8 protein-coding genes and 4 tRNA genes are annotated in these 13256 nt (G+C 47.2%); 11 read left to right on the plus strand and 1 reads right to left on the minus strand.

Annotated features, from left to right (window positions below; all coding sequences use genetic code 11):
* The first annotated feature begins 7 nt into the window (after positions 1 to 7).
* On the plus strand, positions 8 to 376 hold the full coding sequence (locus tag LKD46_RS00980; RefSeq protein WP_118513024.1) for a metal-sensing transcriptional repressor: 369 nt from the start codon (positions 8 to 10) through the stop codon (positions 374 to 376).
* A gap of 94 nt (positions 377 to 470) precedes the next feature.
* Positions 471 to 1307, plus strand: coding sequence for an Mrp/NBP35 family ATP-binding protein (locus LKD46_RS00985; protein ID WP_227573675.1), 837 nt, complete (start codon positions 471 to 473; stop codon positions 1305 to 1307).
* A 167-nt stretch (positions 1308 to 1474) separates the two neighbouring features.
* Here LKD46_RS00985 and LKD46_RS00990 read toward each other — a convergent pair whose 3' ends face one another.
* The gene (locus tag LKD46_RS00990; protein ID WP_021650784.1) at positions 1475 to 2353 is read right to left on the minus strand and encodes a LysR family transcriptional regulator; all 879 of its coding nucleotides are present in this window, start codon (positions 2351 to 2353) and stop codon (positions 1475 to 1477) included.
* A 154-nt stretch (positions 2354 to 2507) separates the two neighbouring features.
* On the opposite strand from LKD46_RS00990, the gene LKD46_RS00995 reads away from it, so the two are divergent.
* From LKD46_RS00995 to LKD46_RS01035, 9 genes are all read left to right on the plus strand, one after another.
* On the plus strand, positions 2508 to 6263 hold the full coding sequence (locus LKD46_RS00995; RefSeq protein ID WP_227573676.1) for a phosphoribosylformylglycinamidine synthase: 3756 nt from the start codon (positions 2508 to 2510) through the stop codon (positions 6261 to 6263).
* Positions 6264 to 6631: 368 nt separating this feature from the next.
* Positions 6632 to 6704, plus strand: a tRNA-Val gene (locus LKD46_RS01000).
* Positions 6705 to 6720: 16 nt separating this feature from the next.
* Positions 6721 to 6794 (plus strand) — tRNA-Met (locus tag LKD46_RS01005).
* 7 nt (positions 6795 to 6801) lie between these two features.
* Positions 6802 to 6874, plus strand: a tRNA-Val gene (locus tag LKD46_RS01010).
* A gap of 16 nt (positions 6875 to 6890) precedes the next feature.
* Positions 6891 to 6964, plus strand: a tRNA-Met gene (locus LKD46_RS01015).
* A gap of 179 nt (positions 6965 to 7143) precedes the next feature.
* Positions 7144 to 8109, plus strand: a complete 966-nt coding sequence (locus LKD46_RS01020; RefSeq protein WP_015526961.1) for a diacylglycerol/lipid kinase family protein — start codon at positions 7144 to 7146, stop codon at positions 8107 to 8109.
* A gap of 93 nt (positions 8110 to 8202) precedes the next feature.
* On the plus strand, positions 8203 to 10320 hold the full coding sequence (locus tag LKD46_RS01025; protein ID WP_110102533.1) for a glutamine synthetase III family protein: 2118 nt from the start codon (positions 8203 to 8205) through the stop codon (positions 10318 to 10320).
* Between the two features lie 204 nt (positions 10321 to 10524).
* On the plus strand, positions 10525 to 11442 hold the full coding sequence (locus LKD46_RS01030) for an AAA family ATPase (protein ID WP_186582078.1): 918 nt from the start codon (positions 10525 to 10527) through the stop codon (positions 11440 to 11442).
* Positions 11435 to 13234, plus strand: coding sequence for a vWA domain-containing protein (locus LKD46_RS01035; RefSeq protein WP_021650787.1), 1800 nt, complete (start codon positions 11435 to 11437; stop codon positions 13232 to 13234). The genes LKD46_RS01030 and LKD46_RS01035 overlap by 8 nt, the downstream gene beginning before the upstream one ends.
* The last annotated feature ends 22 nt before the right edge of the window (positions 13235 to 13256 follow it).

Consider the following 13256-nt stretch of genomic DNA (forward strand, 5'->3'; position numbering starts at 1 on the left):
AATACACATGAAAGAAACACATGTGCACGTTCTCGAGGATGGAACCGTTCTTGAGCATACCCACGGGGAACAGGAACATGTGCATACTCACGATAGCACACATCCTCATCATCACAGCCACGCACAGACCAAGGCCGTACTCAACAGACTTTCCAGGGCCATTGGTCATATGGAATCCATTAAGCGTATGGTGGAGGAAGGACGTGACTGCAGCGAAGTGCTGATCCAGCTGTCAGCCGTAAAATCTGCGATCAATAATACAGGCAAGATCATACTGCAGGATCATATAGAACACTGCATCGTGGATGCAGTAGAGCATGGAGACAGGGATGCTATCAAAGAACTGGAAAAAGCGATCGACAGATTTATGAAGTAAGGTAAGGGGTTCATGAGAGATCATGAATGAGAAAAATGCACGGACAGAGAGTCAGTTCTGTCAGTGTAAATACAAAGAATGAGAGGAATCTATTATGGCAAAAGAGTGTAGCAATACATCCTGCAACAAATCAAGCTGTGAAGGCTGCGGAGAGAAAAAAAACCAGAGCCTCATAGCAGAACCAAATGTTTTTTCTGACGTAAAACATGTGATCGGAGTTGTCAGCGGAAAGGGAGGCGTGGGTAAATCCTTCGTAACAGGCTCCCTGGCAAACCTGATGGCTTCCAAGGGATATAAAGTGGGCATTATGGATGCTGATATCACCGGTCCGTCCATTCCGAAGATGTATGGCATCAAGGGCAATGCACAGGGCAGTGACAACGGGATCTATCCGATGCCAACTGCAAATGGAATCGAGGTTATGTCTGTAAACCTTCTTCTTCCGGATGAGGAGACACCGGTGATCTGGAGAGGTCCGGTCCTTGCAAATATGGTAAAACAGTTTTGGAGTGATGTGATCTGGGGTGAATTGGATTATCTCTTTGTAGATATGCCGCCAGGAACCGGAGATGTTCCGCTGACAGTATTCCAGTCCCTGCCGATCGAGGGTGTTGTGATCGTTACTTCCCCGCAGGATCTGGTCCGCATGATCGTCAAGAAGGCCTATAACATGGCTGATATGATGAAGGTTCCGGTCCTTGGAATCGTGGAGAACTATAGCTATGTGAAATGTCCGGACTGCGGAAAAGAGATCAAGGTTTTTGGCGAGAGCCATATCGATGAGATCGCTGCAGAATTGAAGGTTCCGGTCCTGGGCAAGATGCCGATTGACGTGAAGCTTGCAGAGCTTGCAGACAGCGGTCTGTTTGGTAAGATCGAGAATGAGTATATCACCGCGGCAGCAGACGTGATGCCGAAGGCTGAAGTGTAAGTAATAAGAATAATATCTGACCGATATCAATAACAGAAAAGACCACCGGAATTGAGTATATAAGGATCGTAATAACCTTATGGCAGATTCCGGTGGCTTTTTTATTGGATCAGGGAAGTCTCCTGCTTCAATCGCGAAAAGCAGAAAGCGGCAGGGACTTGATCGTATCAGATCTGGGAAAAATATTTCAGAAAACACTGGGCAGCCTGAGAAAGCTGCAGTGCTTCATGATGAGCGATCACGGCACTTCTTGCGGGCAGAGGTGTTTTCAGATGGACAGGTTCCAGGCCCGGACGGTTGCGGAGCATATAATCCGGGATACAGGCAATACCAAGTCCGATCTCTGCAAGATCGATCAGCAGATCGTTGCTGTTCAGTTCAACCTCAGGCAGCAGCTTCAGTCCCTGGGCTGCAAACACCTGATGAAGATATTCGCTGGTGGTACTCTTTGGAGCGAGCATCAGGATGGGATAATCCAGAAGATTTTCCATGGAAAGAGGAGATTTGCCCATGGTGAAATAGTCCGGATTTGCCACGAAGATATCCCGGAATTCCAGCACAGTCTGAAGCTTGGTGTGGGCCGAAAGCCGGGAATTCGGGTAGTTGGTGACGATCAGCTCAGCCTGGCCGTTTTCCAGAAGCTCCGCACATCCGATAGAAGTACTGTTGATGATCTTGATCCGTACCTCCGGATGATCCTTGTGGAAACGGCGGAGATAGGGGATGAGAAAATAGCGGCACAGAGTATCGCTGGCACCGATCCGCAGCTGACCGGTAAGATTTCCTTCTCCGGAAAGGACAGCCTCTCCCTCGTTTAGCATGGAAAGGGCCGGTTTTACATGTTGGAGAAGAAGCTCTCCCTCAGGAGTCAGGATGACCCGTTTGGTGCTGCGCACAAACAGAGTATGGCCCAGCTTTTTTTCAAGGTTTTTGACGGCCTGGCTTACTGCAGACTGTGAGATAAAAAGCTGTCTGGAAGCCTCCGAAAAGCTCAGTGTTGTGGCCACATAATAAAACACTTTGTAAAGTTCAAGATTGATATCCATATGTGAAAAATCCTCCGCTTATAAATGATATAAGATATATTAATTTTACTAATGATATTTCCTATGATACTATATTTTCAGCAGAAAAGAAAGACTGAAATGCTTTCTGCACGTTTACCATCCTTATTATCGGATATAGAGAAAGGAGCCTTCTATGAGCAACGTAAGACGTGTGTATGTAGAAAAGAAACCTGCCTTTGCAGTAAAAGCAAAGGAACTGAAACATGAGATCAAACATTATCTTGGTATCAGCACTGTGACAGCAGTCCGCGAGCTGATCCGTTATGACGTGGAGAATATCTCCGATGAAGTATTTGAGAAAGCCTGCAAGACCGTATTTGCAGAGCCGCCGGTAGATGATCTGTATCTTGAAAAATTTGATGTGGCAGAGGGCGCACGTGTATTTTCCGTAGAATTCCTTCCCGGACAGTTTGACCAGAGAGCAGATTCTGCAGTGCAGTGTGTACAGTTCCTGGATGAGAATGCAGCACCGATCATCCGTTCAGCAACTACTTATGTAATTGAAGGAACCGTTACAGATGCAGAGTTTGAGGCGATCAAACATCACTGCATCAACCCTGTGGATTCCCGTGAGACAGGTCTTGAGAAGCCGGAAACACTGGTAACAGTATTCCCGGATCCTGAGGATGTGAAGATTTTTGACGGATTCAAGGATATGGCTGAGGCTGATCTGAAGGAGCTGTACGCTTCTCTGAACCTCGCCATGACATTCAAGGACTTCCAGCATATCCAGAATTATTTCAGGAATGAAGAGAAACGCGATCCTTCCATGACAGAGATCCGCGTTCTGGATACCTACTGGTCTGATCATTGCCGTCATACTACTTTCTCCACAGAGCTTACCAGCGTGAAGTTTGATGAAGGTGATTATAAGACTCCTATCGAAAAAACATACAAAGAATATCTGGATGCCCATAAGAGCATGTACAAGGGCCGTGACGATAAGTTTGTCTGCCTGATGGATCTTGCACTTATGGCAATGAAGAAACTGAAAGCAGAAGGCAAGCTTGCAGATCAGGAAGAGTCTGATGAGATCAATGCCTGCAGTATCGTGGTACCGGTGGATGTGGACGGAAAAGAAGAAGAGTGGCTGATCAACTTCAAGAACGAGACCCACAACCATCCGACCGAGATCGAGCCTTTTGGTGGTGCGGCTACCTGCCTTGGCGGTGCCATCCGTGACCCGCTTTCCGGACGTACCTATGTATATCAGGCAATGCGTGTAACCGGTGCGGCTGATCCGACTGTATCCGTAAAAGAAACTCTGAAGGGTAAACTTCCGCAGAAGAAACTTGTCCGCAGCGCAGCTCACGGTTACAGCTCCTACGGAAACCAGATCGGTCTTGCAACCGGTGCTGTAAAAGAAATCTATCATCCGGACTACGTTGCAAAACGTATGGAGATCGGTGCGGTTATGGGTGCTGCTCCGAGACGTGCGGTTATCCGTGAGAATTCCGATCCGGGAGATATCATCATCCTTCTTGGAGGACGTACCGGCCGTGACGGTATCGGTGGTGCTACCGGTTCCTCCAAGGTCCATACAGAGGCTTCCATCGAGGTCTGCGGCGCAGAGGTGCAGAAAGGTAATGCACCGACAGAGCGTAAGATCCAGAGAATGTTCCGCAGAGAAGAGGTCAGCCATATCATCAAGAAATGTAATGACTTCGGTGCGGGCGGTGTTTCTGTTGCCATCGGCGAGCTGGCACCAGGACTTCAGATCGACCTTGACAAAGTTCCGAAGAAGTATGCAGGTCTTGACGGAACTGAGATCGCCATCTCCGAGTCCCAGGAGCGTATGGCTGTTGTGGTTGACCCGAAAGATGTGGATACTTTCCTGAAATACGCAAATGAAGAGAATCTTGAGGCAGTTCCGGTTGCAGTTGTAACTGAGGAGCCACGCCTTGTCCTTAACTGGAGAGGAAAAGAGATCGTAAATATCTCCCGTGCATTCCTGGATACCAACGGTGCACATCAGGAGACCTCCGTTGAGGTTGAGATCCCGTCAAAGGACGGAAATCTTTTCGAGGAACGTCCGGATGTAACAGACGTAAAGAAAAAATGGCTGGATGTTCTTGCTGACCTGAATGTATGCTCACAGAAGGGCCTTGTGGAGATGTTTGACGGCTCCATCGGCGCAGGCAGTGTATTTATGCCTCACGGTGGCAAATATCAGCTGACAGAGACACAGTCCATGGTTGCAAAGGTTCCGGTACAGAACGGAAAAACAGAGACTGTTACCATGATGAGCTACGGCTTTGATCCATACCTTTCCTCATGGAGTCCGTATCATGGAGCTGCCTACGCAGTAACTGAGTCTGTTGCCAAGATCGTTGCAACCGGTGGTGACTATAAGAAGATCCGTTTCACCTTCCAGGAATACTTCCGTCGTATGACAGAAGATCCTAAGAGATGGAGCCAGCCGTTTTCCGCACTGCTTGGCGCTTATGCGGCACAGATCGGATTCGGCCTTCCTTCCATCGGCGGTAAGGACAGTATGTCCGGAACCTTCAATGACATTGATGTTCCTCCGACACTGGTATCTTTCGCAGTGGATGTTGCAAAAGTAAAAGACGTGATCACACCGGAGCTCAAAAAAGCAGGAAGCAAACTGGTATGGCTCCGTGCACCGAAGGACGCTTATGACCTTCCGGATTATCCGGCTCTTATGGAGCAGTATGACAAATTACATCAGGATATCCAGGCTGGCCGTGTGATCTCCGCATATGCACTTGACCGTCATGGAATCGCCGCAGCAGTCAGCAAGATGGCATTTGGTAACGGTATGGGCGTGAAGATCGAGCATAGCCTTGATCCAAGAGATTTCTTTGCCCCGGCATTCGGAGATATCATCTGCGAAGTTCCGGATGGAAAAGTCGGCGAGCTTGCTATCACTTACACAGTGATCGGTGAGGCTACAGACGATGCGAAATTCTCCTACGGCGATACTGAGATCACTCTGAAAGAGGCACTTTCCACATGGGAGGGCACTCTGGAGAACGTATTCAAGACAGCAGCAGGAACCGAGGATGTCAAAGCAGATGACGGTTCCCTTTACAAAGCAGACAGCATCTATGTATGCAAACATAAAGTTGCAAAACCGCGTGTATTTATTCCGGTATTCCCTGGAACAAACTGCGAATATGACAGCACCCGTGCATTTGAGAGAGCAGGTGCCGAGGTAGACGTAAAGGTATTCAAGAACCTTACAGCAGAAGATATCCATGATTCTGTAGAACTCTTTGAGAAAGCCATCGCTCAGGCACAGATGATCATGTTCCCGGGCGGCTTCTCAGCTGGAGATGAGCCGGACGGATCTGCGAAATTCTTTGCTACCGCATTCCAGAACGAGAAGATCAAGGAGGCAGTTATGAAGCTCCTCAATGAGCGTGACGGTCTTGCTCTTGGTATCTGCAACGGATTCCAGGCATTGATCAAACTTGGACTGGTACCGTACGGTGAGATCTGCGGACAGAAAGAGGATTCTCCGACACTGACTTACAACACTATCGGACGTCACGTATCCAGGATGGTTTACACCAAGGTTGTCAGCAACAAGTCTCCATGGCTTCAGAAAGCACAGCTTGGCGGCGTATACTGTAATCCGGCTTCTCATGGTGAGGGACGTTTTGTTGCAAACGATGAGTGGCTGAAGAAACTCAAGGAAAACGGACAGATCGCAACGGAGTATGTACCGGTAGATGAGACTGGATATGAGGGTGAGTTTAACGTAAACGGCTCTTATATGAACATCGAGGGAATCACAAGCCCGGATGGACGTGTTCTCGGAAAGATGGCACACAGTGAGCGTCGTGACGCAGGCGTGGCTGTCAATATTTACGGAGAGCAGGATATCAAGATTTTCGAATCTGGTGTTGAGTACTTCAGATAATACCAGGGGGAAAAGGTCAAAAAGTCGTTCGTGCTTGCACGATAAGACTTTTGAACTTGGACCCCGCCAAACATGAGGAAGTTGCAATTTACGTAGTAAATTAGCGGATTCCGAATGTTTGAGGATTGCGTGAGCTGCGTGCAGCGGAGCAATCCGGGAGTATCAAGTTATGGGCAATACTTTGCCCATAACATCCTTACAGTGGCAGGGGATTTCAGACCTCCCTGCCACTGTAAAAATACAAAAAAGCATATATTTTTTAAAAAATTAAAAAAAGTGAAAAAAACTGTTGACACAAGTCACAAACCATTATATAATAGCAAAGCGAGTTGCGGAACGGAAGAGTTCCTAAGACGAACAACTGTTATGGGATCTTAGCTCAGCTGGGAGAGCATCTGCCTTACAAGCAGAGGGTCATAGGTTCGAGCCCTATAGGTCCCATGTTACAAAAAGATATGGCGAGATAGCTCAGTTGGCTAGAGCACACGGTTCATACCCGTGGTGTCGAGGGTTCGAATCCCCCTCTCGCTATTTATATGGGATCTTAGCTCAGCTGGGAGAGCATCTGCCTTACAAGCAGAGGGTCATAGGTTCGAGCCCTATAGGTCCCATGTTACAAAAGAATATGGCGAGATAGCTCAGTTGGCTAGAGCACACGGTTCATACCCGTGGTGTCGAGGGTTCGAATCCCCCTCTCGCTACTTAACAAAAGGTCTGAAGATTCAATTTTATTGGGTTTTTGGACTTTTTTTGTTATAAAATTCCGGCTGCCTGTGGTAAGACCAGATGTGAAAAGTTAAGATTGACATTTTACATCGTTTTTTTTATCATAGTAAAAGAATAGACATAACGAATCATTTCGGGAAATGAGGATTGTATAATGAAAAAAAGAATGCTTTTTGTTTTCAACCCCAAAGCAGGAAAAGGAAGAATCAAGATGCATCTGCTGGACATTGTGGATATCTTTAATAAAGGTGGGTACGAAGTGATCATCCGTGCCACGCAGGGACCGAAGGATGCTTATGAACAGGTGAAGGAATATGCAGATCAGGTAGATCTGATCGCCTGCAGTGGAGGTGACGGTACACTGGATGAGGTGGTTACTGGAATCGTGGAAGTGGGCAGCCAGACACCGATCGGGTATATCCCTGCAGGAAGCACCAATGATTTTGCCAACAGTCTGTTTATGCCGAAGAGTATGACTGCAGCTGCCTCCATGATCATGGAGGAGCAGATCTATCACTGTGACATCGGTAAATTTAATAACCAGACATTTGCCTATGTGGCTGCGTTTGGACTGTTTACCAATGTTTCTTATGAGACAGACCAGGATCTGAAAAATATCCTGGGACATGTTGCCTATGTGCTGGAAGGGATGAAGCAGCTTTTTGAGGTGAAATCCTATCATCTGAAGGTAACCTCCGATGAGCTGACTGTGGAGAATGATTTTATCTACGGTATGATCAGCAATTCCAGATCTGTAGGCGGATTTAAGAATCTTACCGGAAAAAACGTGGATATGAATGACGGACTGTTTGAGGTGACACTGATCACCAATCCGAAGAATCCGCTGGAGCTTCAGGAGATCATGACTGCGCTTCTTACTGCAGAGGATAATACAGATCTGATCTATTCTTTTAAGTCTGCGCATGTTGTGATAGAGTCAGAGGAGGCTGTTCCGTGGACGCTGGATGGAGAGTTCGGTGGAGATCAGACCCATGTGGAAATCGATAATCTTCATGAGGCCATGAACCTTTATCTTACCAGCAGTAAGAAACAGAAAAAAAGCCGGCTGAACCAGAAAATGCAGGAGATCAAGGAGATTACCCAGAAGAGCGAAGAATGATCCGAGTATCCGAAGACAAGGTGATCATACAGAGGTGAAAATGTCTTTCCTCATAAGAAAGACTGGATATACAGGAACGAAAAGGAGGAAGAAATGGGAGATTATATCAACGTAAAGGAAATCTTTGGCTGCGATGTATTTAACGATTCTGTTATGCAGGACCGTTTGCCGAAGAAGGTATACCGCGAACTGAAAAAGACAATAGAAGAGGGTAAGGAGCTGTCCATGGAGATCGCTGATGTGGTTGCACATGAGATGAAGGAATGGGCTATTGAGAAAGGTGCTACTCATTATTGTCACTGGTTTCAGCCGCTGACAGGTGTTACTGCCGAGAAACATGACGCATTTGTCACAGCGCCAAGAGAGGACGGCAAGGTACTCTTAAGCTTTTCTGGCAAGGAGCTGATCAAGGGTGAACCGGATGCATCCTCATTTCCATCTGGAGGACTTCGTGCAACATTCGAGGCAAGAGGCTATACAACATGGGATTGCACATCACCTGCCTTTGTACGTCATGACGCAGCCGGCGGGATCTTATGTATCCCCACAGCATTCTGCTCCTACACAGGAGAGGCGCTTGACCAGAAAACACCGCTTCTTCGTTCCATGGAAGCGGTCAATACACAGGCGCTTCGACTTCTTCGCCTTTTCGGAAATACAACATCAAAAAAAGTAACTCCTTCCGTTGGAGCTGAGCAGGAGTATTTTCTGGTTGATAAGGAGAAATGGCTCCAGAGAAAAGACCTGATCTATACAGGAAGAACTCTTTTCGGTGCTATGCCGCCGAAGGGGCAGGAGATGGATGACCACTATTTCGGAACCATCCGTCAGAGAATCTCCGCATACATGAAGGAAGTCAACGAGGAGTGCTGGAAGCTGGGCGTAACAGCAAAGACACAGCACAATGAGGTTGCACCTGCACAGCATGAGCTGGCACCGATCTACGCACCGGTAAATATTGCAGCAGATCACAACCAGATCATGATGCGTATCCTCAAAAAAGTTGCAAGCCGCCATGGTATGCGCTGCCTGCTTCATGAGAAACCGTTTGCAGGAGTTAACGGTTCCGGTAAGCACAACAACTGGTCCCTGACAACGGATGACGGGATCAACCTTCTTGAGCCGGGAAAAACTCCTCATGAGAATATCCAGTTCCTTCTTGTTCTCACCTGTATCCTGAAAGCCGTTGATGAGCATGCAGATCTTCTGAGAGAGTCTGCAGCAGACGTTGGAAACGATGAACGTCTCGGAGGAAACGAGGCACCGCCGGCAGTTATCTCCGTATTCCTTGGTGAGCAGCTTCAGGATGTTCTGGAGCAGCTGATCAGCACAGGTACCGCCACACACAGTAAGACCGGCGAGATCCTGGATACCGGTGTTAAGACACTTCCGGATTTCATGAAGGATGCTACAGACCGAAACAGAACATCACCATTTGCGTTCACAGGAAACAAATTTGAGTTCCGTATGGTTGGTTCCCGTGATTCCATTTCCGAGTGCAACGTAGTTCTGAACACGATTGCAGCAGAAGTATTCCGCGATGCATGCGACCGTCTGGAAGCAGCAGACGATTTTGATACTGCAGTACATGACCTGATCAAGGAGTATGCGATCCAGCATCAGCGTATTGTATTCAACGGAAACGGATATGCACCGGAGTGGGAGGCAGAGGCAAAGAGACGTGGACTTCCGATCCTTCCGTCCATGGTAGATGCCATTCCTGCGCTGACTACAGATAAGGCTGTGAAGCTTTTTGAATCCTTTAATGTATTTACAAGAGCAGAGCTTGAGTCCAGAGCAGAGATCCAGTATGAAGGCTATGCAAAGGCTATCAACATTGAGGCCAAGACCATGGTGGATGTAGCTACCAAGCAGATCATCCCGGCAGTGATCCGTTATACAACGGTTCTTGCAGAGTCCATCAATTCTGTGAAGGCAGTGAGCGCAGCGCTTGATGTCAGTGTACAGACAAGTCTTCTGGAAAAATCCTCCGCACTTCTTGCTGAGACCAAGACAGCTATGGATAAGCTTTCCGGACTGATCGCTGAGTCGGAATCCCATGAAGAGGGACGTGACCGTGCTGTATTCTTCAGAGAGAGCGTGGTACCGGCAATGCAGGCTTTAAGAAAACCTGTAGACGAGCTTGAGATGATCGTAGATAAAGATATGTGGCCGATGCCATCCTACGGTGATCTGATCTTTGAGGTATGATCGGTTAAATAAAATACAGGAAATAAGAGATGTTCCCTGGGTGCAGCGGCATCTTTGAAATCAAATGACGGGACAGATGTAAGATCTGTCCCGTTTTTTACCTGGCGGAGAAAGAATCTGTAAGCGGTTATCCGTCATAGGATCATATAATAACTGCGGATGAGGATATCTGCGGTATTCAATCAGATTCAGGAGTAAATATATATGATAGAATTAGAATTTTTAAAAGAACAGAACGTTTCCGAAAGCCTGATCCACGGCATCGAGGAGTTTCGAAAAAATTATAACGTTGACGAGGGGGCTGCAGCCAGAGTTACCAGACCGTCCATACCGTTCTATGGAAAAGAAATCCTGGAAATGGCCATTGCAGGACTTCTGGAAGGAGAAAATCTTCTTCTTGCAGGCCCAAAGGCCACGGGAAAAAATATCCTGGCAGAAAATCTGGCATATGCTTTTGGCCGTCCGGTTTATAATGTATCTTTCCATGTCAATACAAACAGCGGAGACCTGATCGGAACGGATACCTTTGTAAACAATGAAGTCTGCCTCCGAAAGGGCAGCATCTATCAGTGTGCCGAGTATGGTGGCTTCGGTATTCTGGATGAGATCAATATGGCAAAGAACGATGCGGTCTCTGTCCTTCATGCGACTCTGGACTATCGTCGCTCCATTGATGTTCCGGGCTATGACCGGATCGACCTTCATCCTGCGGCACGTTTTATCGGAACCATGAACTACGGATATGCAGGAACAAAGGAGCTGAACGAAGCTCTGGTTTCCCGTTTCCTGGTGATCGATATGCCAGCACAGACAGAAGAAACCCTGGGATTTATTTTCCGCAAAATGTTCCCGGAGGCAAGGGAAAAGGCAGTGGAACAGTTTATCGGTGTATTTATGGATCTTCAGAAGAAATCCGTAAACAGTGAGATCTCCACAAAAGCGCTGGATCTTCGAGGACTTCTGGCTGCCATGAAGATTGTTCGTGCAGGACTTTCTCCCCTGGCAGCAGTGCAGATGGGAGTGGTGAACAAAACCTTCGATATTTTTGAAAAGGAGATCGTGGACGATGTAGTCCGCACAAGGATCCCGGAAGAGTGGACAAAGGACGATGTCTATGCATAAAGATCTGACAGAAGAACTTTCTATAGAAGATTACAAGATGGAGCTGGAAAACCGGATCCGTAATCTCCTCTGGACGGTAAGCGGCGACTATACACTGGATGTGAAGCCGGATGTATCGCTGTTTCTCCGCTCAAAAGAGATCGCTCTTTACGATGGAATCAAACAGGGGGCTTTTGCCAGATATTTTGACAAAAATCTTCTTGGTCTTTATCTTGTAAAAAAAATCTATCTGGATGCCTCTGAGACGGAGCTGACCGGGCTGACACAGCTCTGTATCGAAGCGGCAGTGGGAGAGCGGATCTGTGAAGAGCGCCCCGGGGTTCGCCGCATGAGAAAAAAAGCTCTGGAAGATATCCTGGATCAGGAATATGAAACCCTGCCTTTCTACGATAAGTTGTTAGACAGGCTGAAAATTGCAGTATTCCGTGATGTACTTACAGGAAGCGTACAGCCTCTGGAGAAAAAACTGTCTGCATTCCGGGATCAGATTTATGCCTGCGCAGAAAGCAGAGACACCATGGAACTGATTCGGATCATCGACAGCCTCTATAATGCGGTCATCGATCCGGACTTTGAGAAGAAAAACGGTTCCCTTGAACGGGTAATGGCGGTGACGCTGGAAGAACTGACGGAATTTGGCTGGGAAGACTACCTTAATGAAGAGATGTATGAGGAAGCTCTGGAAAATTACGTGGAAAAGCTCACAGACCGGATGACAGATATAGAAGATTCCTCGCTGACACAGGATATGGAAGAAAAACGTAAGGTGAAAAACAAGATCACGGTGATTTCAGAGGAAGCTCTTCAGAAAGCTCATACCTATGTGGAACTGAATTTTGGAAAAACCTATCTCACACCTGCGGAAGAAAAAAGAATGAACCATCTTATGTGCCGGGGAATACACGGAGACTGCAGCCTGTATTTTACAGAAGGAATCCTGAAAAATCCGGTTCGTGATAATTATCAGTATCAGTATGCAAAGCGTCTGCGTAATAAGAACATATGGATCTATCATGACAAGCACAGAATTGCAAAACGAAATATTGCCATATTGACTGAACTCCTGAAAAAAGCACTGGTGATCCGAAGTGAAAATCAGGAAGTCCTATCAGACCGGGGAACTATCGTTCCTTCCAGGCTGTGGCGTATAGGCAGAAGCGGTGAGGCAAATCTTTTCAAGAGGATTCTTCGTGGAGACAATACGGATTTTGTGGTGGATATACTGATCGATGCCAGTGGTTCACAGATGAGCCGACAGGGAGATGTGGCACTGCAGGCTTATATGATCAGCTCTGCCCTGAGTAATGTGGACATTCCTCATCGGGTTATGAGCTACTGCACATTCTGGGATCATACGATCCTGCACAGGTTCCGGGAATATGATGATCCGGTTTCGGCGGATGAGGATATTTTCAATTATGTGACTTCCTCCAATAATCGGGACGGGCTTGCCATAAAAGCAGCGGGATACAGTCTTTTGCAGAGGGAAGAGGAAAAAAAGATCCTGATCATCTTAAGTGACGGACGCCCCTACGATGTGATCATAAACCGCCCCAATGCAAAAAATCCGGCCCCTTATCAGGGAAAATATGCCATTTCAGATACTGCAACAGAGGTGCGGCGTCTTCGGAGCCAGGGCGTCAGTGTTCTGGGGGTATTTGCAGGCGAAGAGAAGGATCTTCCGGCGGAAAAGAAGATTTTTGGAAAGGATTTTGCCTATATCCGGGATATCGGAAATTTCTCGAAGATCGTAGGGCGATATCTGACAAAACAGCTGGAAACGGACAACTGAAAAAAAAAAGTATTTTATTTTA

The organism is Blautia fusiformis, assembly GCF_020686995.1.
Lineage (GTDB): Bacteria > Bacillota > Clostridia > Lachnospirales > Lachnospiraceae > Blautia_A > Blautia_A fusiformis.

Coding starts and splice junctions, on each gene's coding strand:
- LKD46_RS00985 (WP_227573675.1), top strand. CDS start 471: ATGGCAAAAGAGTGTAGCAATACATCCTGCAACAAATCAAGCTGTGAA.
- LKD46_RS00995 (WP_227573676.1), top strand. CDS start 2,508: ATGAGCAACGTAAGACGTGTGTATGTAGAAAAGAAACCTGCCTTTGCA.
- LKD46_RS00980 (WP_118513024.1), top strand. CDS start 8: ATGAAAGAAACACATGTGCACGTTCTCGAGGATGGAACCGTTCTTGAG.
- LKD46_RS01025 (WP_110102533.1), top strand. CDS start 8,203: ATGGGAGATTATATCAACGTAAAGGAAATCTTTGGCTGCGATGTATTT.
- LKD46_RS01030 (WP_186582078.1), top strand. CDS start 10,525: ATGATAGAATTAGAATTTTTAAAAGAACAGAACGTTTCCGAAAGCCTG.
- LKD46_RS00990 (WP_021650784.1), bottom strand. CDS start 2,353: ATGGATATCAATCTTGAACTTTACAAAGTGTTTTATTATGTGGCCACA.
- LKD46_RS01020 (WP_015526961.1), top strand. CDS start 7,144: ATGAAAAAAAGAATGCTTTTTGTTTTCAACCCCAAAGCAGGAAAAGGA.
- LKD46_RS01035 (WP_021650787.1), top strand. CDS start 11,435: ATGCATAAAGATCTGACAGAAGAACTTTCTATAGAAGATTACAAGATG.